Below are 21,017 nucleotides of genomic sequence, written 5' to 3' on the forward strand. Positions count from 1 at the left end.
CGGAATTTTCAACAACAAGAACAACAACGGCTTAGCTGCGCTGCGCAGCAACCACGACGACTTCGACGAGACACTTCGGGTTCGCGAGCCTGGCTTCGACGGTGGCGCGCGGCGGCGTGGCGCCTTGTGCGACCCATTCGTCCCACACGGCGTTCATGCCGGCAAAGTGCGCCATGTCCGAAATGAAGATCTGCACCGACAGCAAGTGCGCTTTGTCACTGTTCACTTCAGCCAGCAGACGGTCGATGTGACCGAGCACTTCGCGCGTCTGGCCCGTGATGTCCTGATCCGCGTCTTCGGCAATCTGGCCGGCGAGGTACACGGTGCCGTTGTGCACGGCGATTTCCGAAAGGCGCTTGCCGACGTGGTGACGAATGACTGCCATGAAGAATCCTGAATTCGGTTGAGAGTTGATCGAAGATGCGTTCCGCATTGCGCGCCGCCGAAGACGCGGCATGCAACTGCATATTATGACGCGTCGGCGGCTGGGGCGATAAAGAACTGCCTCGCGATGCCGATCTGATCGGCCGACAGAAACGCCGGCGCATGCCCGACGCCTGCGATTTCCACGCTCGATACCGCGCGCCCGGTCTCGACCATCTTCGCCACGGATTCACGCGACAGGAGATCCGATTGCTCGCCGCGCACCACCAGCACCGGCCCCTGGAATGCGGCCAGCGAATGCCATAGCGCGGCCTCGCCGAGTTTCGTCGCCTCTTCGGTGGTTGCGGCAAACGGCTGCGCGATGCGCGGGTCGTAGCGGAATTGCCAGCCGCCGTCCTGCTCGTGCAAAAGCGGCGTGTTGATCTCACGCCATTCGTCCGGCGTGAGCGGGCCGAAAGTTTGCGCGAGCAACGCGGCGTAGTCGATGCCTTGCTGCAGCGTTTCGAAACGCACCGGCTTGCCGAGATAGTCGCCGATGCGCTGAACGGCCTCCGGCTCCAGATGCGGACCGACATCGTTCAGCAGCATCTTGCGGATCGGTGTTTCCGGCAGACCGGCGAGCGCGAGTCCGATCAGCCCGCCCATCGAGGTGCCGAACCAGTCCACCGTTTCGACGTTCAGACGCGCGATCAGCGTGACCATGTCGGCGACGTATTGCGGCACGCCATAGAAGTTGGGGTTGGCGAGCCACGATGACAAGCCCCGCCCCGCCACATCCGGACACACCACGCGATAGGTGGCGGCGAATTCCGCCGCGAGGCGGTCGAAATCGCGCCCTGAGCGCGTCAAGCCATGCACGCAGACCAGCACGCGCGGATTGGCCGGATCGCCCCACTCGGTGTAAGCGATACGATGCAAACTGGCGGCGCTCGCGCACTGCACATAACGCTGGCGCGGCGCGGGCCGCTCGGCGGCGGAAGCGAACGTTGCGGTCATCGGGAGTTCCTTGCAAAAGCGCTGCGCGGTCCAAAGGCAGAGCGGATGAATGAGCGTCCAAGCTGCAAACGATTGTAAACCGCTTCGCCGCGCGGCACGGATCGGCCGAACGGCCTAATACGAGCGACCCGGAACAAACACGCGCCGCACGAAACAAAGCGGGCGAGACTCACGCCTCGCCCGCTTCGGATCAAGCCTGCCGCGCCGGTCACATGGCCCGGGGCCGCTCACGACGCCATTCAGCTCACCGCGCTCACATCGAGCGGCGCGCCAGTCTTCGCCTTGATTTCCTCGACGCTGACACCCGGCGCCAGCTCAGTCACCTTCAGACCGTCGTCCGTCACCTCGATCACGCCGAGGTCGGTGATGATCTGATCGACCACGCCCACGCCCGTCAAAGGCAGCGTGCATTCCTCGAGAATCTTGTGCTGGTCGCCCTTCGCGACGTGCTCCATCAGCACGACCACGCGCTTGACGCCCGCCACCAGGTCCATCGCGCCGCCCATGCCCTTGATCATCTTGCCCGGGATCATCCAGTTGGCCAGATCGCCCTTCCTGCTGATCTGCATCGCCCCGAGAATCGCCAGGTTGATGTGGCCGCCGCGGATCATCGCGAACGAATCCGCCGACGAAAAAATCGACGAGCCCGGCAGCGTGGTCACCGTCTGCTTGCCGGCGTTGATCAGATCGGCATCCACTTCGTCTTCGGTCGGCGACGGGCCGATGCCGAGCAGGCCGTTTTCCGACTGCAGCCACACTTCGACGCCCGGCGGCACGTGGTTCGCCACCAGCGTCGGCAGGCCGATGCCAAGGTTCACGTAAAAGCCGTCCTGCAATTCCCGCGCCGCGCGCGCGGCCATTTCGTCACGAGTCCATGCCATGATCAGTCTCCTTTCGCGCGGACGACGCGTTGTTCGATGCGTTTTTCCGGATGCGCATTGAGCACGATGCGCTGCACGAAGATACCCGGCGTATGGATCGCGTCCGGGTCGAGCTCGCCCACTTCGACGATTTCCTCGACTTCGGCGACGGTAATCTTGCCGGCCATCGCGCACATCGGATTGAAGTTGCGCGCCGTGCGGCGATAGATCAGGTTGCCCGACTTGTCGGCTTTCCAGGCCTTGACGAGCGCGACGTCGGCGGTCAGCGAACGTTCGAGCACGTAGTGGTTCTCGCCGAACTGGCGGGTTTCCTTGCCTTCGGCGATCAGCGTGCCGTAACCGGTATTCGTGAAGAACGCCGGAATGCCCGAACCGCCGGCGCGCAGCTTCTCGGCGAGCGTGCCTTGCGGCGTGAATTCGAGCTCGAGTTCGCCGGCCAGATACTGACGTTCGAACTCCTTGTTCTCGCCGACGTATGACGAGATCATTTTCTTGATCTGCCGCGTCTCGAGCAGCAAGCCGAGGCCGAAACCGTCCACGCCCGCATTGTTGCTGATGCAGGTGATGCCTTTGACGCCCGAATCGCGCAGCGCCGCAATCAGCGCTTCCGGTATGCCGCACAGCCCGAAGCCGCCGACGGCAAACGTCTGCCCGTCCTTGACGATGTCTTTCAGCGCTTCAGCCGCGCCTGGATAGACCTTGTTCATCGTTTGTCCCTTCCTTTATGGAAACCCGAAACCGGATCATTGCGGCTGGGTATGACGTTCAGCGGGCCCTGGCCCGACACGTCATTCTAGTCATCCACGGCCGGCCGTGCGCTCAGACTGCCAGGATTGCCCGCCGGGGTGGCCTGACCGGGGGTGGCCTGACCGGGGGTGGCCTGACCGGGGTGACCTGACTATTGGCGCCGATGACCGCCGCGGACGGCTTCGCCGCGTTGTGATGTGCCCGAAAGAGTACGCTGGGCGCGCCGTACGGCACAATACGCAAAAATACATAAGTACTTGCCGCCTGACCATGCCCGCACTGGATTACCAAACCGCGTTTCAACTCGCCCCGATCGGACTCGTGCTGTCGCGCGAACGAATCATCGAAGACTGCAACGACGAGCTGGCGTCGATATTCGGCTGTCCGCGCGAGGCGCTGCTCGGCCAGTCGTTCCAGGTGCTGTATCCGTCCGAGGACGAATTCGAGCGGATCGGCGCGCGGATTCCGCCGATCATGACCGCGCAAGGCAGTTACGCGGACGACCGCATCATGAAGCGGGCCAACGGGGAATTATTCTGGTGTCATGTGACAGGCCGCGCGCAGCGGCGCGCCGACCCGCACGCAGCCGGCGTCTGGACCTTCGAGGATCTGAGCGCCACCCGGCGCGTCGCGGTCGAGTTGACGCCGCGCGAACGGGAAATCGCCGCGCAACTGGTGACCGGCAAAACCAGCAAACAGATCGGACGGGCGCTGGATATCAGCCCGCGCACGGTCGATGTCTACCGCGCACGGCTGATGCGCAAATACGATACGGGTAACGCCACCGAGCTGTTGCAGCGTTTGCTCGGGCATTGAGGCGCGGCCGCCCTGGCGCCGCCTGCAACACTGCCGGACGGTTGGCGGATTGGGCTACGGGTTGGCGGGTTGGCTATCAAGCCGCTCTGACCAGCGCGGCGCGTTCGATGGTCGCGCGCAACAGATCGGGAACCGGCACCGACTTGCCTGCCGCGTAGTCGATCCACACGCAGCGCGCGGCGCCGCGCGCATAGACGGTGCCCGGGTCGTCGGTGCGCACGAGTTCGAAAGCCGTGTCGAAGCTGCTGCGGCCGGGCGTGGCCACCGTCATCCGGCCGATCACGTCGCCGGGATAGTGCAGTTGCTTGAGGAACTCCATCGACGCATTGACGATTACCGGCCCCTGCCCGTCGGCATGGCTGCCGGCGAAACCCAGTTGTTCGAACCAGGAAATCCGCACCTGCTCCATGTAACGGAAATAGACCGTGTTGTTCACATGGCCGAATGCGTCCATGTCGCCCCAGCGGATCGGCATCGACATCTCGAAAACTGCGTGAAAATCGCTCATGGCACTTCTTTTACGGGTTGAAACGAGGTTAAAACCGGCGTGTGAGCCGGTGCAGAAATGTCAGGCAGGATAGCGTGGGTCTTCGCCATGCGAAAAGACCCGTGCGCATGAAGCGGTATCTCGAGCACGCGCCAATCCGGGGCGGCGCTGAGCCGCACAAAGGCGCGCAAAGCGGCACAAGCCGCGTTCAGGCCAGTCCGAAACCGTCGTCGGCGGCGATCACCGAGCCGTTGATGAACTGCGATTCATCCGCCGCCAGCAGCAGCAACAGGCCGTCCAGATCCTCGGGCTTGCCGACGCGATGACGCGGCAGCATCGACACCAGCTTCTGCCCCTGCTCGGTCGACCAGTGGTGATGGTTGATCTCGGTATCGATATAGCCCGGGCAGATCGCGTTCACGTTGATGCCGTGCTTGCCCCATTCCAGCGCCATGGCCTTCGTCATATGGACGACGGCCGCCTTGCTAATCGAGTACAGGCCGATCTGAGGCAGCACGCGCAAGCCCGCCATCGACGCGATATTGATGATCCGGTACGACGGCTTCTGCGCGTTGTTGCCGCGCATGATCATGCGCTTGGCGACTTCCTGAGCGACGAAAAACGCGCCGCGCGTGTTGGTATCGAACACGTATTCGAAATCCGCCGGTGTGACCTCCGAGAGCTTCTGCGTGGTCGATACGCCTGAATTGTTCACCAGGATGTCGATCGTGCCCGCTTCGGTTTCCGCGTGGGCGACCGCTGACTTGATGCTCTGATAATCCGTCACGTCCAGCGAGACCACGTGCGCTGCGCCACCGGACGCCTCGATCTCGGCGCGCAGTTCCTTCAAGCGCTCGGTGCGGCGGCTTGCCAGCACGACTTTGGCGCCTGCTTGCGACAACACCTGAGCAAAGCGCTTTCCCAACCCGCTCGAGGCGCCTGTAATCAGCGCGACCTTGCCTTCCAGATTGATCGAACGGCCCATTGTCGTTCCCTTGTTCGGTTGTAATGCAGATGCGGTTGACAGGTGTGGTAAGACCGTTAGTACGGGTCAATACCGTATCACTGAAATAGAACGATCGTGCTAATCACTATTCATTTGGTTGCAGTGCAGGAATCGATCGCCCACAATACGATCCCGAAAAAAGCATTCTAACGGTAAGAGGAGCATCAATGACCCCCGCAAGTCTCATTGAGCAGTACGGCCCGCGCGAGTCGATGGAATACGACGTGGTGATCGTCGGCGGCGGCCCGGCCGGGCTGTCCGCGGCGATCCGCCTGAAGCAGCTGGCGCAGGAAAAAGGCGTTGAAATTGGCGTCTGCGTACTGGAAAAAGGCTCGGAGATCGGGGCTCACATCCTCTCGGGCGCGGTGATGGATCCGCGCGCGATCACCGAACTGATCCCCGACTGGAAGGAAAAAGGCGCGCCGCTGACCGTGGACGTGACCGAAGACCGCTTCCTCTTCCTGACCGAGACCGGCTCGAAGAGCGTGCCGACCTGGGCGCTGCCGGACAACTTCAAGAACCACGGCAACTATGTGATCAGCCTCGCGAACGTGACGCGCTGGCTGGGTCAGCAGGCCGAGGCGGCGGGTGTCGAGATTTTCCCGGGTTTTCCCGCGGCCGAAGTGTTGTACAACGACGACGGCTCGGTCAAAGGCGTCGCGACCGGCAATCTGGGCATCGGCAAGGACGGCCAGCCGACCGAGAACTTCCAGCTCGGCATGGAATTGCACGCGAAATACACGCTGTTCTGCGAAGGCGCGCGCGGGCACCTCGGCCGCCAGCTGAACGACAGGTTCAAGCTGCGCGAAGGCGTCGATCCGCAGGTGTACGGGATCGGCATCAAGGAACTGTGGGAAATCGATCCGTCGAAGCACAAGCCGGGTCTGGTGATGCATACGGCCGGATGGCCGCTGGAGAACGACACGTACGGCGGCTCGTTCCTCTACCACATGGACAACAACCAGGTGGTGGTGGGCTTCGTAGTGGGCCTTGGTTATACGAATCCGTACCTGTCGCCGTTCGAGGAATTCCAGCGCTACAAGACGCATCCGGCGATCCGCGCGGTGCTCGAAGGCGGCAAGCGGGTATCGTATGGCGCGCGGGCGATCACCGCGGGCGGCCTGATGTCGCTGCCGAAGCTGGTGTTCCCGGGTGGCGCGCTGGTCGGCGACGATGCGGGGTTCCTGAACGCGTCGCGGATCAAGGGCAGCCATGCGGCCATCAAGACGGGGATGCTGGCGGCTGAAGCGGCGTTTGACGCCTTGCAGGCCGGACGCCAGTCGGATGAACTGGTGGCGTATCCGGAAGCGTTCAAAACTTCGTGGCTGCATACGGAGTTGCATCGGGCGCGCAACTTCAAGCAGTGGATGAGCAAGGGCCTGTACCTCGGCACGCTGATGGTCGGCCTCGAGCAGAAGGTGCTCGGCGGCAACGTGCCGTGGACGCTGCATCACCAGCATTCCGATCACGAGATGCTGAAGCCTGCTTCGCAGTGCAAGCCGATTGTTTATCCGAAGCCGGATGGGAAGCTGACGTTCGACCGGTTGTCGTCGGTGTTCATCTCGAACACCAATCATGAAGAGAACCAGCCGGCTCACCTCACGCTGAAAGATCCGTCGGTGCCGGTGAACGTGAACTGGCAGACCTATGCCGGTCCGGAAGCGCGGTATTGCCCGGCAGCAGTGTATGAGTTCGTCAGGAACGACGATGGCAGCGAGCGGTTGGTCATCAACGCGCAGAACTGCGTGCACTGCAAGACCTGCGATATCAAGGATCCTACCCAGAATATCGTTTGGGTCACGCCTGAGGGCGGCGGTGGGCCTAATTATCCGAATATGTAATTCTGTTTTTCTGCCTCTCCGGCGCTACTGGTCGTATGCCCACGGCGTTGGCTTTTTCTTTTCTTACTGGTTATTGGCGCTGCCCCTGTGCGGAGCGCACGCTAATAAGCCCAATATAAAAAGAAAGGCCAACGCCAAAAAACACAGACAAATGGCGCCGCCCAAGGCAAACAAACCAGGCAATCAAACCCCGCAAAGCATCTCAATCCGCCTACGCACCTGGGCCACAACCGGTGCCCAAACACCGATGCCGGGCTGGCGAAACAGCTCAACCGAATCGTACCAACCCGTGCGTTGCGTCTGATCGCCCCAAAACCATGCCGACACATGATCGATCATCAAACACGTCGGCACACCGAGTGCCCCTGCCAGATGCGCGGGCCCGCTATCGACGGTGACAATCAGATCGAGATTCACCAGCAACGCAGCAACATCATCGAATCCGGACTGGAAATGATGCGTCAGGTCGACAACGTCGGCGCCCCTCGCGCGCCACTGCGCGACCGTCGAGCCCCGCCCAGGCGACAACGCGAAGTAAGTCGTTCCCGGTACGCTCAGCAACGGCTCGAACTGTTCGACCGGCACCGAACGACGTATGTCACGGACATGCTCCGGATTCCCGTTCCACACCAGGCCGACCTTGCGATTGCTTCGTTTGCCGGCGGCAAGTGCGCCGGGTTTGCAGGCAGCATGAATACCAACCCGCTCGCGCCACGCCTGAGCAAGCGCCGGCGCCGCGCTCAGGTACGGTGAGCCCCACCCCGTCGCGTCGAAAACGCCAAGCCGCAGCGGCAGGCTCATCAACCCGCAATGAAAATCCGGCCGCGTTTCAAGAGCGGTTTCGAGCGGCAAATCCGCGGGCAACATCCGCTCGAACAAATGCCGCAGGGGTCCATCGTGACCGAAGATCACGCGGCCGCCTTCACGTCGCGCCCGCTCGGCTAGCCGCGGCAGAAAACGCGCCGCCCACAGGCAGTCGCCATTGCCTTGCTCGCCGTACACCACCAGCGTTTTGCCGGCTAGCGATTCGCCCTGCCAATACGCACTGATCTCAGCCAGCGCATGCTGCGCGTCGTTCAGATCGTCGCCGAACGCCACGCGCGATTCGTAACGCGCCCAGCCCTCGGCATAGCGTCCGGAGCGGATTTCGAGTTCCGACAGATCGAACAGCGCGTGCATGTTATTCGGCGACAACGCCAGGACCCGCCTGAGCAACCCTTCCGCCTCGCCGAAACGCGCCTGTTCCTTGACGCACAGCGCCAGCTTGTGCAACGCCACCGGATTGCCCGGCACAATGCGCACCGCTTCGCGCAGCAGTTGCTCGGCCAATTCGAAGTCGTCGCGCTGCTGCACGGCAGCCGCGCGCCAGATCAGCGCGTTGGCGTCTTCGGCGTTCTGCGCGAGAAGCAGCGCGGTGGCGGAGTCGACCAGCGCCCAGTCGCGCACGATGAACGCCGTTTGCGCAATCGCATGGAGCAGCGACGGATCGCAGGAAGGATCGAGTTGGTAAGCGCGCACCAGAGCGGCGAGCGCCTCGCGTTGACGGGTCTTGTCGCGACCGGCGTCTTGCAGCAGCTTGTGCCCGAACGCGAGACAGTCGGCAGCGCCGGCCTGCGGCGCGGCGACACGTGCGCGCAGGCGCGCGAGTCGGCTATCTGCCGGCCCGGCGTTCGAATCTGTCATCGGAACAATGCTGCGCGGGTTGAACGACGGGGTTGAGCGACGGGGTTCAACGAGCGCACTTCAAGGCGCGCTCGCCGCGATCTTCGGCGTGGCCACGCAGACGTCGCCACATTGCGCGCGGTGCCGCAGCGCGTGGTCGATCAGCACCAGCGCAAGCATCGATTCGGCGATCGGCGTCGCGCGGATGCCGACGCACGGATCGTGACGCCCAAACGTTTCGACTATCGCCGGCTGACCCGCCTTGTCGATCGAGCGGCGCGGCGTGCGAATACTCGAGGTCGGCTTGATCGCGATCGACACCGTAATGTCCTGCCCGGTCGAAATGCCGCCGAGCACGCCGCCCGCGTGGTTGCCGACAAACCCCTCCGGCGTCAATTCGTCGCCGTGCACCGAACCGCGTTGCGCGACGCTGGCAAAGCCCGCGCCGATCTCGACGCCCTTCACCGCGTTGATGCCCATCATGGCGTGCGCGATGTCCGCGTCAAGGCGGTCGAACAGCGGCTCGCCGAGTCCAACCGGCACCCCGGAAGCCACGACGTTGATGCGCGCGCCGATCGAATCGCCGTCCTTGCGCAGCGCGTCCATGTAGGTTTCGAGTTGCGGCACGATATCCACATTCGGCACGAAGAACGGATTCTCGCGCACGTGCGCCCAGTTGACGAACGGCACGTCGATCTCACCGAGCGCCGCCATATAGCCGCGAATCTCTGTACCGAAATGCTCGCGCAGCCATTTCTTCGCAACTGCGCCGGCCGCCACCGTCGGCGCCGTCAGACGGGCCGACGAACGGCCGCCGCCGCGATAGTCGCGAATGCCGTATTTCTGCCAGTAGGTGTAGTCGGCGTGACCCGGGCGGAAAGTTTCGGCGATGTTGCCGTAGTCTTTGCTGCGCTGGTCCGTATTGCGGATCAGCAGCGCGATCGGCGCGCCGGTGGTCCGGCCTTCGAACACGCCGGACAGGATCTCCACCTTGTCTTCTTCCTGACGCTGCGTGACGTGGCGCGACGTGCCGGGTTTGCGGCGGTCGAGTTCGAGCTGGATGTCGGCTTCGCTCAGCGCCATACCCGGCGGACAGCCGTCGATCACGCAGCCGATTGCGGGACCATGCGATTCGCCAAAGGACGTGACAGTGAAAAGCGTACCGAGAGTATTGCCGGACATGGGCGTCGTCCAAAGAAAAGCGGGGAAAGCGCTATTATGCCAGCCCCACGGGGGCCGGGTCCGCGTCGCGCGCCGCGCTATGCCTGCTGGACAAGGTGCGGGCAGGATCTCCTTTGACCTCTGCGTTGCCGTGCCCGCCCTGCCGCGCATACGCGCCGTGCTTGCCCCGCTACACCGAACCCGTTGGCAAGGCTGAGCACCCGCTCCGCGTGCCGGCCTCGCGCTATTTCCCGCTACTTCCGCGCGCCGCGCAGTTCGGTGACGATCTGCTGCAATACCTCCGGCGTCGCAGCCGCCGGATCGAGCGGCTCGCCGACGGCCAGCGTCAGCCGGCTCATCACGCCTTTGTGGACCGGCCGCGGCCAGCGCGCGTCGTTGGCGCGCGAAAACACGCTGCCCCACAACCCGCGCAGCGCCATCGGCACGACCGGCGCCGGCGTGCGGCGAATGATCTCGGTCACGCCGTGACGGAACGGATTCATCTCGCCGGTCTTCGTCAGCTTGCCCTCCGGAAAGATGCAGACCAGATCGCCTTCGGCGAGCGCCTGCGCCAAGCGCTCATAGGCGCGCTTCAGCAATTCCGGATCCTGATGCGCAGGCGCGATCGGAATCGCCTTCGCGTGGCGGAATACCCAACCGGCGAACGGCGTCTTGAAGATCTGATGATCCATCACGAAACGGATCGGCCGCGGGCTCTCGGCCATGATGACGATCGCGTCGACAAAGCTCACGTGGTTGCACACCAGCACGGCGGCGCCCTCTTCCGGAATGCGTTCGGCATGCACCAGACGAATCCGGTAGAACGTATGCACCAGCACCCACGCGACAAAGCGCAGCAAAAACTCGGGCACGAGAGAATAGATGTAGGTCGCCACCACGATGTTGAGCAGTGCGGTGACGAGGAAAATCGCCGGAATGCTGAAGCCGGCGGCGGTCAGGCCCATCGCCATCAGCGCTGAGACGATCATGAACAGCGAGTTCAGAATATTGTTCGCGGCAATGATGCGCGCCCGATGGCTCGGCTGGCTGCGGCTCTGGATCAGCGCATAGAGCGGCACGCTGTAGAAGCCGCCGAACATCGCCAGCAGGAACAGGTCGGCCAGCACGCGCCAATGGGCGGGCCGCGCAAGGAACTCGCCGACGCTCAACAGATGACCCACGGCCGGCAACGCGTGGCTGGCGAAAAACAGATCGATCCCGAACACGCTCATGCCGATCGAGCCGAGCGGCACGAGGCCGATTTCGATACGCCGCTGCGAGAGCTTTTCGCACAGCAGCGAACCGATGCCGATGCCGATCGAGAACGTGCCCAGCAGCACGGTCACGACATCCGGATTGGCGGACAGCACGTCTTTCGCGAAGCGGAAAAACGACGACAGAAAGGTCGCACCGACGAACCACAGCCAGGAAATACCCAGCAGGCTCAGAAACACCGTGCGGTTTTCGTGCGCCAGTTTCAGGTTGCGCCACGTCTCGCTGACCGGATTCCAGTTGATGCGCAAATCGGGTTGCGGCGCCGGCGTGACCGGCACGAAGCTCGACATGGCCCGCCCGACCAGCGCAATCGCGACGCAGGCGCAAGCCAGCAGCACCGCGCCGTGCTCGGCGAAACCCGCCCCCGCACCGCCCACGATCGTCCCGATCAGGATCGCGACGAAGGTGCCCATCTCGACCAGGCCGTTGCCGCCGACCAGTTCCGGCTTCGACAGATGCTGGGGCAGGTACGAATACTTGACCGGCCCGAAGATGGTCGAATGCACGCCCATCAGAAAGGTGCACAGATACAGCAACGGCGCGCTATGCAGCCAGAAACCCGCGCCGCCAATCAGCATCACGACGATTTCGAAGCTTTTGACGAAGCGCGTCAGCATCGCCTTGTCGTACTTGTCGGCGATCTGACCGGAGGTGGCCGATAGCAGCACGAAGGGCAGGATGAAGATCGCCGAAATCAGGAACGCCGCGGTCTTCGGATCGACGCCGGAAAACCGCGCCGCCTGATAGGTGACGAGCGACGTGAAGCCGATCTTGAAGACGTTGTCGTTCATCGCGCCGAGGAACTGGGTCCAGAAAAACGGCGCGAAACGGCGCTGGCCGAGCAGGCGGAACTGGGACTCGTGCGCGTTGTGAGCGCGGGCGGCGCGGCGGGCGGCGGGTAACGGACGATCGCTCATGAAGGTCGGAGAACGGGCTAAAAGAGCAACGATGGACGAAGGAACGTGCGCAAACCCGGCGCGAGGCAGAACACGGAGTCGACGCTAAACCGGACACAAAAAAGCGCACGCTTTCGCGCGCGCCTTCGGTGCACCTTCAAGCTCGCGGCAACGGATCGAGCGCCGCGGCGAGCCATCATGAATCAGCGCGCCGGTTGCTGTTCCTGCTGTTCTTCCGGCCAATCACGGATGTATGCCTTGAGCATACGGTTTTCGAAGCCCTGCTCTTCGACCACGGCGCGCGCGACGTCGTAGAACGAGATGATGCCCATCAGCGTGCGGCTTTCCATGACCGGCAAATAGCGCACGTGATGCTCGAGCATCATGCGCCGCACTTCGTTAACGTCCGTTTCCGGCGTGCAGGTGAGCGGATGATCGTCCATTACCTTGCGGATCGTCGAGGTGCCGACGCTGCCGCCGTTCTCGCTCAACGTCAGAATAATCTCGCGAAACGTCAGCATGCCGACGAGGTCGCCGTATTCCATCACGACCAGCGAGCCGATGTCGTGCTCGGCCATCGTATTGACTGCGTCGTGCAGCGTCGTATCCGGCGTGACCGTGAAAAGGGTGTTGCCTTTGACTTTGAGGATGTCGCTGACTCGCATGATCTGTCTCCGTAACGCCCGCTAAGCTTGCAAAGCATGAATGATTTTCGATCCTAGCGGAAAGACCCATAAAAGGAAAGCGGCCCGCCCGCCAAGGCGCAGCGGGGGTTCGCGCGCCGCGCCCGGCAAAACCCGGGCTGCGCCCATCGGGAAAACCGCGCTTGAAGCGATTCGTGCCGGTGATAGGATGGCCGCCACTTTCACCTTTCGCGAGGCCGTCCGTGGCTTCGCCGCCCAGGATGTCCGCCAACCGTTTCGATACGCTTGCGCTGCACGCCGGCGCAGCTCCCGACCCCGCGACAGGCGCACGCGCCACGCCCATCTACCAGACTACCTCGTTTTCGTTCCGCGATTCGGACCACGCCGCGGCACTCTTCAATATGGAGCGCGCCGGCCACGTCTACTCGCGAATCTCGAACCCGACCGTGGCCGTGTTCGAAGAGCGCGTCGCCGCGCTGGAAAACGGCGCGGGCGCGATCGGCACGGCCAGCGGCCAGGCGGCGCTGCATCTGGCGATCGTCACGCTGATGGGCGCAGGCTCCCATATCGTCGCCTCCAGCGCGCTGTACGGCGGCTCGCACAACCTGCTGCACTACACGCTGCGGCGCTTCGGCATCGAGACGACCTTCGTCAAACCGGGCGATCTCGACGCGTGGCGCGCGGCGCTGCGCCCTAACACGCGCCTGCTGTTCGGCGAGACGCTCGGCAATCCGGGCCTCGACGTGCTCGATATCGCCAAGGTCGCGCAGCTTGCGCATGAGCACCGCGTGCCGCTGCTGGTCGACTCGACGTTCACCACGCCCTACCTGCTCAAACCGTTCGAGCACGGCGCCGACTTCGTCTACCACTCGGCGACCAAATTCCTCGGCGGCCACGGCACGACGATCGGCGGCGTGCTGGTGGACGGCGGCACGTTCGACTTCGACGCATCGGGCCGCTTTCCCGAATTCACCGAGCCCTACGAGGGCTTTCACGGCATGGTGTTCGCCGAGGAAAGCACGGTCGCGCCGTTCCTGCTGCGCGCGCGCCGCGAGGGCTTGCGCGACTTCGGCGCCTGTCTGCATCCGCAGGCCGCCTGGCAGCTGCTGCAAGGCATTGAGACGCTGCCGCTGCGCATGGAGCGGCACGTCGCGAATACGCGCAAGGTGGTCGACTTCCTCGCCGCCCATGCGGCAGTGGAAACCGTCGCCTATCCGGAACTGCCGACGCATCCGGACCATGCGCTCGCCCAGCGTCTGCTGCCGCGCGGCGCGGGCGCGGTATTCAGCTTCAATCTGCGCGGCGACCGCGCCGCCGGACGCAGCTTCATCGAAGCGCTATCGCTGTTCTCGCACCTCGCGAACGTTGGCGACGCGCGCTCGCTGGTGATCCATCCGGCATCGACGACGCACTTCCGCATGGATGCCGCCGCACTGGCCGCAGCCGGCATCGCCGAAGGCACGATCCGCCTCTCGATCGGCCTGGAAGATCCCGACGATCTGATCGACGACCTCAAACGCGCGCTGAAAGCCGCGCAGAAAGCGAGCGGAGCCACCTCGCCCAAAGCCGGCCCGTCCGGTCAATCCGCCGCGTCCGCTGCCGGCGGCGCGCCGCGCCCGGAGTCCGCATGATCCTTACCATTCAAGGCAAACCCGCCTACGCCTATACCGGCGGCAAACTGTTCGATGCCAGCTTGCCGACCGCCGTATTCATTCACGGCGCCGAGCACGACCACAGCGTATGGGCGCTGCAAACACGCTACTTCGCGCACCACGGCTTCGGCGTGCTGGCAGTGGATCTGCCCGGACACTGCCGCAGCGACGGTCCGGCGCTTGCCACTGTTGCGGCCATGGCCGACTGGCTGGCCGCCCTGCTCGACGCCGCCGGCGTGCAACGCGCATTCGTGGCCGGTCACAGCATGGGCTCGCTGGTCGCACTCGACTTCGCCGGCCGCTATCCGGAACGCGCGACGCACCTTGCTCTGCTCGCCACCGCCGTGCCGATGACCGTCTCCGACGCCTTGCTCGACGCCGCGATGCATCGCGAGCCCGATGCAATCGGCATGGTCAACCAGTGGTCGCATTCGACGCTCGCCGCCAAGCCTTCGTGCCCTGGCCCCGGCTTCTGGCTGCATGGCATGAACCAGCGGCTGATGGAGCGCGTCTCGGCGGGCGGCGAAGCACATCTGTTCCATACCGACTTCACCGCCTGCAACACTTACGCGGACGGCCTCGCGCGCGCCGCGCAGGTACGTTGCCCGACACGGCTGATAGTCGGCAGACGCGATGCGATGACGCCGCCGCGCGCGGCCAAAGCGCTCGCCGACGCTCTCGCGCAAGCCGGGGCACAGGTCGACACCGTCACGCTCGAAGCCGGTCACGCGCTGATGACCGAGCAGCCCGATGCCACACTCGACGCCCTGTTCAGCTTCGCCTCAAAGGCGGCAACCGCCGCCCGATAGTTGCCACGAACGCCACGAATAGCCGCCGCTAACCATCACGAATGTCACGATAGCCGCGCCGATGGGCGCGCGCCATCGGCCAAATGGCCAGGTTGCGCGCATGGCCCGATAGCCGCACAATGGATTCAAGCCTGTCCGCTTTCGAGCGCGCTTTGAGCACGTCGGCGCGCGGCGAAGCATCTTCTGATGCGACAGGCATGGAGTCGACAAGAGTCGAAATTCGGAGGCTGTGATGGCTCAAACCGCGCACACCGATCACTTCGCGAGTTTTGCGGAGTTCTATCCGTTCTACCTGAGCGAGCATCGCAACATGGTCTCCCGCCGGCTGCATTTCGTGGGTTCGCTAGGCGTGATCGGCTGTCTTGCCATGGCGCTCGCCACCGGCGACTGGCTATGGCTGCCGGCCGCCGTCGTCTGCGGATATGGCTTTGCCTGGGTCGGGCATTTCTTCTTCGAGAAGAACCGGCCGGCTACTTTCCGGCATCCGCTCTACAGCCTGATGGGCGACTGGGTGATGTTCAAGGACATCTGCATCGGGAAGATTTCGCTGTAGTTTCGCTGTCTTTTTGCCGCAGTCTGGCTGCAACTTCAGGCGGCTTGATGCGGCATTGAAGAAGTGCCCTGCTCGTTTTCCTCGGCACGCGCCGCACGCGCGGCGGCGCGCGCCGCCAGCAGCGTGGCAAGCGTCACTTTCAGCCTGTCGTTCTCGAGTGCGGCCAGAAGCGTTGCGCCATCCACGCGCGTCGAGTTGAGTCCGAGCTGATATTCGAGTTCCGCGTGATCCATCACGAACAGGTTGAACAAGCGCTCGACGGTGATCTGCGCCGGATTCGCCAGCAAAAGAAAATGCGGCCGCATGCCGTCTTCCTGCAAGCACGCGATCCATTCGGTCTCCTCGAGCTTTTGCAGCAGATTGATCGTCGTGTCCATGTCGCGGCGAAGCAGGCGCGAGAGTTCCTGCAACGTGTAGCCGCGCTTGCCCGCATCGCGCGCTTCCGAAAGCCGGGCGAGCAGTTCGAGCGAGTCGAACAGATCGCTGCCTTCGAAAGTGGGCCGGTGGAACTGGCCGATGCGGATCGCCGGCAACGCGGACGCAATCATCGCGCCCGCCAGCGTGATGAACCAGCACAGGTACATCCACAGCAGGAACAGCGGGACCGCGGCAAATGCGCCGTACACCGCGGTGTAGGTGGGAATGCGCCGCACGTAATAACCAAAGCCGCGCTTGGCGAGTTCGAACGCAATCGCGGCGGTGATGCCGCCGATCACCGCGTCGCGCCATTCCACCCGGCAGTTCGGCAGATAGACGTAAAGAATCGTGAAGGCGAGCGCCGTCAGCGGCAGCGCGGCGCCGGTGAGCGCCCAATCGATCATCGCCGGGATACGCTGGGTCGCCGTGAACGCCATCGATTGCGTGAACAGATAGGACGAGATCGACAGGCTCACGCCAATCAGAATCGGCCCGAGCGTAATGATCGCCCAATACACCAATACGCGCTGCGCGAGCGGCCGCGCCTTGCGCACCCGCCAGATCACGTTGAAGGCGGATTCGACCGTCATCATCGTCATCACGGCGGTGAGGAACAGCAAGATCATGCCGATCGTGGTGAGCCCCTTGGCCTTCGACGCGAACTGGTTCAGATACTTGAAAATCTGACTATTGAGTTGCGCGGGCATCAGATGCTCGGCAAGAAAGAACTGCAGCGACTCCTGAAACGAGCTGAAAATCGGAAACGCGGTGAACAACGCGAACGCGACCGTGGCGAGCGGCACGAGCGCGAGCATGGTGGTGAACGTGAGACTGCCGGCCACCTGCGGAATGCGATCTTCGCTGCTGCGCTTCGCGGCAAACTGCGCGAGCCGTTTTAGCGTATCGAGATCGAAACGCACCCTGGACAACAAACCTACCTCCTCGCTTCATGAACCGGTGTCTGGGACAGCGCGCCAAGCCTGGCCGAACGGCTATACGTGGCCTGTGCAGCGGACCCAACCCCTATAATACCCGTTCACCAATGAGGCCTATGAAAGACATTCTCGTGCTCTATTACAGCCGCCACGGCGCCACGCGCGAGCTCGCGCTGGCGATCGCGCACGGCGTAGACAGCGTCCCCGGCATGCAGGCGCGCGTGCGTACCGTGCCGGCGGTGTCGACCGTCTGCGAAGCGACCCAGCCGGACATCCCCGCCGAAGGTCCACCCTATGTCGAACTGCGCGACCTCGAGGAATGCGCCGGTCTGGCGCTCGGCTCGCCAACCCGCTTCGGCAACATGGCCGCGCCGCTCAAATACTTTCTCGACGGCACCACGCCGCAATGGTTGTCAGGCGCACTGGCGGGTAAACCGGCGTGCGTGTTCACGTCGACCGGCAGTCTGCACGGCGGCCAGGAATCCACGCTGCTGTCGATGATGCTGCCGCTTCTGCATCACGGCATGCTGATCGTCGGCATTCCCTACACTGAAGACGCGCTGACTACCACGCAAACCGGCGGCACACCGTACGGCGCATCCCATTTCGCACGCGCGGGCAGCGCCGAACAAGGCATCTCCGCCGACGAAAAAACGCTCGCAATCGCGCTGGGCGCACGCGTCGCGCGCACGGCGGCGTCGATGAGCGAACGTCCGTGAGCGGGTCTGACGCCCGAACGTCCGTGAGCGCACCTGATACCCGGACGTCCGTGAGCGGGCCCGATGCCCGAACGTCCGTGAGCGCGCCTGATACCCGAACGTCCGTGAACGCACCTGATACCCGAACGTCCGTGCGTGGACCGGATGCGGCAGGCGCCGGGGCATCGACAACAGATGCGACAGCGGCCAACGCATCAGCAACCGCAAGCGCCATACCCGTGCAGCAAAACCACACAGCCGCGCTCGGCGCCACCGCGGCGCTACTCGCGCTGATCGTGTTGTCGGTTGCCTGGGAATGGCGGCTCGCGCCGCTGCGGCCCGGCGGCTCGGCGCTGGTACTCAAAGCATTGCCGCTGCTGATCGCGCTGCCGGGCGTCTGGCGGCGCCGGCTTTACACGCTGCAATGGGCGTCGATGCTGATCTTGCTGTATTTTGCCGAGGGCATCGTCCGCGGCTGGAGCGACCACGGTTTGAGCGCGCGACTCGGCTGGCTGGAAACCGCGCTCTCTGTGGTTTTTTTCGTCTGCACGCTCGCGTATGTCGCGCCGTTCAAGCGCGCGGCAAAACAGGCCGCGAAACAAGCCGCCAAGCGAGCCACAAGGCAGACAACGAAGCAGGCAACCAGTCAGCAGGCCCCGCCCGGCGCCGAGTGAGGACAGCGCTCCCCGCATAACCTATCCGCCGAACACCCTGACCGACCATCATGACCGAAGCCGTATTCCTCGCCGCCTGCCGCGACGCCATCGGCGCCGCCCACGTGCTAACCGACCCGCACGACACCGCCCCCTACCTCACCGACTGGCGCCGCCGTTACACCGGCGCGGCCTGCGCGGTGCTCTGCCCGGCCACATCTGAAGAAGTCGCGGCGCTCGTGAAGCTCGCCGTCGAACATCGCATCGCGCTGGTGCCGCAGGGCGGCAACACCGGCCTCGCCGGCGGCGCGACGCCGGATGCGAGCGGCGCGCAAGCGGTCGTCAGCCTGCGGCGTCTGAACCGCGTGCGCGACATCGACCCGCACAACAATACGATCACCGTCGAAGCCGGCGTCATCCTTGCCGAGGTGCAGAAGCACGCGGAGGAAGCGGGCCGGCTGTTCCCGCTGAGCCTCGCCGCCGAAGGCAGCTGCACGATCGGCGGCAATCTCGCCACCAACGCGGGCGGCACCGGCGTGCTGCGCTACGGCAACACGCGCGAATTGTGCCTGGGCCTCGAAGTGGTGACACCGCAAGGCGAACTGTGGGACGGCCTGCGCGGACTGCGCAAGGACAACACCGGCTACGATCTGCGCGACCTGTTCATCGGCGCAGAAGGCACGCTCGGCATCATTACCGCCGCCGTGCTCAAGCTGCATCCGCAGCCGGCCGCGCGCGTCACGGCGCTCGCCGCGCTCGCGTCGCCGCATGCGGCGCTCGATTTCCTGTCGCTGACGCAACGCGTCGCCGGACCGCTCCTGACCGGTTTTGAACTGATGTCGGACTTCTGTCTGCGGCTGGTCGGCCGGCATTTTGCGCAGATGCGCTATCCGTTCGCCGAGCCGCACGCGCAAGTGGTGCTGCTCGAACTGTCGGACAGCGAAAGCGAGGAACACGCGCGCGGTCTGTTTGAGCGCCTGATGGAAACCGCGCTCGAAGAAGGTCTGGTGGAAGACGCGGTGGTCGCGGAAAATCTCGCGCAATCGCAAGCCTTCTGGAATCTGCGCGAACACATTCCGCTTGCGCAGGCGGAAGAAGGTCTGAACATCAAGCACGATATCGCGGTGCCGATTTCGCGCATCGGCCACTTCATCGAGGAAACCGACGCGGCGATCGCGCAGGCAGTGCCGGGCGCGCGAATGGTCACGTTCGGCCATCTGGGCGACGGCAACCTGCACTACAACGTGCAGGCGCCCGAGGGCGTCGACGCCAAGGCGTTCCTCAAGGAATTTCAGAGCGCAATCAATCAGATCGTGTACGACAGCGTGCACCGTCACCGCGGCAGCATCAGCGCGGAACACGGGCTCGGTCAATTGAAGATCGACGAAGCGATGCATTACAAGCAGAACGTCGAGGTGCAGTTGATGCGCGCCGTCAAACGCGCGCTCGATCCGCTGAACCTGATGAACCCGGGCAAGGTGCTACGCTAACGTTAGAGGCCTCCGATTCGGGGCCGCCGCAGGAGCCGTTCGTGAAGATTCGAGTGCTGTCCGATCTGCATCTGGAGAACGACGAGCCCGAGCTGATCCCGCATGCGCAGGCGGATCTGATCGTGCTGGCCGGCGACATCCACAATCACGCGGCCGGGCCGCGCTGGGCCGCGCAAACTTTCGACGGCGCCGTGCCGGTGGTCTACGTGCCCGGCAATCACGAGTACTACGACGGCGAATTCGGCGCGCTCGAAACGGCGCTCTACGACGCGGCGGCCTCGGTCGATAACGTGTACGTGCTGAACAACGCCGCTCTGGTCGACCCGCAGGGCCGCTGGCGCGTGCTCGGCACGACCCTGTGGACCGACTTCGCGTTATACGGCGCCGACGAAGCCGCGCTCGCCCAATCCATCGAAGCGGCGCGCCGGGTGATGCTCGACTTCCGCGGCCTGATCCAGATGAACTGGCCGCACGACATGCTGGATGCTCCGCGCGATTTCACGCCCGCCGACTCCATCGCGCTGCACAGGCACGCGCGCGCATGGCTCGAGAGCGAACTGGCCAAACCGTTCGACGGCAAGACGATCGTCGTCACGCATCACGCGCCGCACCGGCTGAGTCTGGCCGGGCGCTACGCGGAAGACCGCGTGTCGGCCGGCTTCGTCAATCATTTGCCGGAACTGGTGCGTGCGCCCGTCGCGCTGTGGATTCACGGACATACGCATACACCGTTCGATTACACGGTGAACGGCACGCGCGTGGTGTGCAATCCGCGCGGCTATCTCGACCGGCGCACCCGTCAACTGGAAAATCCGCAGTTCGCCTGGGACAAGGTGGTAGAGATCTAGGGCCGGCTCGGGCCGATCCGGGTAGCCGGGCTAAGCGGCGCGCACTACGCTGTTGTCGTCGGCCGGGGTCGGCCGGGTAGTGACTGACGCGCCGACGCCCGTCGGCTTGATCGGCTTGATCGGCTTGATCGGCTTGATCGGCTTTATCGGCTTTATCGGCTCGATC

The 21,017-nt window shown here is 64.0% G+C and carries 20 protein-coding genes; 9 read left to right on the forward strand and 11 right to left on the reverse strand.

The genetic code is table 11. The annotated features are described in order from the left end of the window. Positions 1–31 precede the first annotated feature (31 nt). The 4 genes from AC3WLT_RS12730 to AC3WLT_RS12745 all read right to left on the reverse strand — a co-directional run bounded on the left by AC3WLT_RS12730 (position 32) and on the right by AC3WLT_RS12745 (position 2,968). The gene (locus tag AC3WLT_RS12730; protein WP_492592106.1) at positions 32–385 is read right to left on the reverse strand and encodes a RidA family protein; all 354 of its coding nucleotides are present in this window, start codon (positions 383–385) and stop codon (positions 32–34) included. A gap of 83 nt (positions 386–468) precedes the next feature. Beyond that, positions 469–1,380: an alpha/beta fold hydrolase gene (locus AC3WLT_RS12735; protein ID WP_492592107.1), complete on the reverse strand. Its 912-nt coding sequence runs from the start codon at positions 1,378–1,380 to the stop codon at positions 469–471. 239 nt (positions 1,381–1,619) lie between these two features. Continuing rightward, positions 1,620–2,261, reverse strand: coding sequence for a CoA transferase subunit B (locus AC3WLT_RS12740; RefSeq protein ID WP_492592108.1), 642 nt, complete (start codon positions 2,259–2,261; stop codon positions 1,620–1,622). A 2-nt stretch (positions 2,262–2,263) separates the two neighbouring features. Then, entirely contained in the window at positions 2,264–2,968 is a 705-nt protein-coding gene (locus tag AC3WLT_RS12745) for a CoA transferase subunit A (RefSeq protein ID WP_492592109.1), read from the reverse strand. A 310-nt stretch (positions 2,969–3,278) separates the two neighbouring features. Here AC3WLT_RS12745 and AC3WLT_RS12750 point away from each other — a divergent pair, with 310 nt between their 5' ends. After that, entirely contained in the window at positions 3,279–3,824 is a 546-nt protein-coding gene (locus AC3WLT_RS12750) for a LuxR C-terminal-related transcriptional regulator (protein WP_492592110.1), read from the forward strand. A gap of 76 nt (positions 3,825–3,900) precedes the next feature. Here the strand turns inward: AC3WLT_RS12750 and AC3WLT_RS12755 are convergent, their stop codons facing one another. Together AC3WLT_RS12755 and AC3WLT_RS12760 are read right to left on the reverse strand one after the other, a co-directional pair. Next, entirely contained in the window at positions 3,901–4,332 is a 432-nt protein-coding gene (locus AC3WLT_RS12755; protein WP_492592111.1) for an acyl-CoA thioesterase, read from the reverse strand. Between the two features lie 187 nt (positions 4,333–4,519). Continuing rightward, a complete protein-coding gene (locus AC3WLT_RS12760; RefSeq protein ID WP_492592112.1) occupies positions 4,520–5,296 on the reverse strand; it encodes an SDR family oxidoreductase in 777 nt (258 codons plus the stop codon). Between the two features lie 188 nt (positions 5,297–5,484). On the opposite strand from AC3WLT_RS12760, the gene AC3WLT_RS12765 reads away from it, so the two are divergent. Next, positions 5,485–7,158 (forward strand): electron transfer flavoprotein-ubiquinone oxidoreductase, encoded by a 1,674-nt coding sequence (locus tag AC3WLT_RS12765; RefSeq protein WP_492592113.1) that lies wholly within the window; start codon positions 5,485–5,487, stop codon positions 7,156–7,158. A 183-nt stretch (positions 7,159–7,341) separates the two neighbouring features. Here AC3WLT_RS12765 and AC3WLT_RS12770 read toward each other — a convergent pair whose 3' ends face one another. The 4 genes from AC3WLT_RS12770 to AC3WLT_RS12785 all read right to left on the reverse strand — a co-directional run bounded on the left by AC3WLT_RS12770 (position 7,342) and on the right by AC3WLT_RS12785 (position 12,817). Then, positions 7,342–8,841 carry a glycosyltransferase family 9 protein gene (locus AC3WLT_RS12770; protein ID WP_492592114.1) on the reverse strand — a complete coding sequence of 500 codons (1,500 nt, stop codon included), beginning with the start codon at positions 8,839–8,841 and terminating at the stop codon, positions 7,342–7,344. Positions 8,842–8,901: 60 nt separating this feature from the next. After that, positions 8,902–10,002, reverse strand: a complete 1,101-nt coding sequence (aroC, locus tag AC3WLT_RS12775; RefSeq protein ID WP_492592115.1) for a chorismate synthase — start codon at positions 10,000–10,002, stop codon at positions 8,902–8,904. A gap of 233 nt (positions 10,003–10,235) precedes the next feature. Beyond that, positions 10,236–12,173 (reverse strand): MFS transporter, encoded by a 1,938-nt coding sequence (locus tag AC3WLT_RS12780; protein WP_492592116.1) that lies wholly within the window; start codon positions 12,171–12,173, stop codon positions 10,236–10,238. Between the two features lie 182 nt (positions 12,174–12,355). Further along, on the reverse strand, positions 12,356–12,817 hold the full coding sequence (locus AC3WLT_RS12785; protein WP_492592117.1) for a CBS domain-containing protein: 462 nt from the start codon (positions 12,815–12,817) through the stop codon (positions 12,356–12,358). A gap of 239 nt (positions 12,818–13,056) precedes the next feature. Here AC3WLT_RS12785 and AC3WLT_RS12790 point away from each other — a divergent pair, with 239 nt between their 5' ends. The 3 genes from AC3WLT_RS12790 (at position 13,057) to AC3WLT_RS12800 (ending at position 15,810) form a co-directional block, all read left to right on the forward strand. Further along, positions 13,057–14,427 carry an O-acetylhomoserine aminocarboxypropyltransferase gene (locus AC3WLT_RS12790; protein WP_492592118.1) on the forward strand — a complete coding sequence of 457 codons (1,371 nt, stop codon included), beginning with the start codon at positions 13,057–13,059 and terminating at the stop codon, positions 14,425–14,427. Further along, positions 14,424–15,257, forward strand: a complete 834-nt coding sequence (locus AC3WLT_RS12795) for an alpha/beta fold hydrolase (RefSeq protein ID WP_492592119.1) — start codon at positions 14,424–14,426, stop codon at positions 15,255–15,257. Before AC3WLT_RS12790 ends, AC3WLT_RS12795 begins: the two co-directional genes overlap by 4 nt. Before the next feature lie 232 nt (positions 15,258–15,489). After that, positions 15,490–15,810 (forward strand): Mpo1-like protein, encoded by a 321-nt coding sequence (locus tag AC3WLT_RS12800; protein WP_115103979.1) that lies wholly within the window; start codon positions 15,490–15,492, stop codon positions 15,808–15,810. Positions 15,811–15,845: 35 nt separating this feature from the next. On the opposite strand, the gene AC3WLT_RS12805 is transcribed toward AC3WLT_RS12800, so the two are convergent. Then, a complete protein-coding gene (locus AC3WLT_RS12805) occupies positions 15,846–17,159 on the reverse strand; it encodes a YihY family inner membrane protein (RefSeq protein WP_492592120.1) in 1,314 nt (437 codons plus the stop codon). Positions 17,160–17,278: 119 nt separating this feature from the next. Between AC3WLT_RS12805 and wrbA the strand changes: the two genes are divergently transcribed. From wrbA to AC3WLT_RS12825, 4 genes are all read left to right on the forward strand, one after another. Further along, positions 17,279–17,881, forward strand: coding sequence for an NAD(P)H:quinone oxidoreductase (gene wrbA, locus AC3WLT_RS12810; protein ID WP_492592121.1), 603 nt, complete (start codon positions 17,279–17,281; stop codon positions 17,879–17,881). A 212-nt stretch (positions 17,882–18,093) separates the two neighbouring features. Then, positions 18,094–18,534, forward strand: coding sequence for a DUF2069 domain-containing protein (locus AC3WLT_RS12815; protein WP_492592148.1), 441 nt, complete (start codon positions 18,094–18,096; stop codon positions 18,532–18,534). 50 nt (positions 18,535–18,584) lie between these two features. Next, a complete protein-coding gene (locus AC3WLT_RS12820; protein ID WP_492592122.1) occupies positions 18,585–20,003 on the forward strand; it encodes an FAD-binding oxidoreductase in 1,419 nt (472 codons plus the stop codon). A gap of 41 nt (positions 20,004–20,044) precedes the next feature. Next, complete coding sequence (locus AC3WLT_RS12825; protein ID WP_492592123.1) at positions 20,045–20,851, forward strand: metallophosphoesterase; 807 nt, start codon at positions 20,045–20,047, stop codon at positions 20,849–20,851. The last annotated feature ends 166 nt before the right edge of the window (positions 20,852–21,017 follow it).

This window comes from Paraburkholderia sp. FW306-2-2C-D06C (assembly GCF_058781505.1).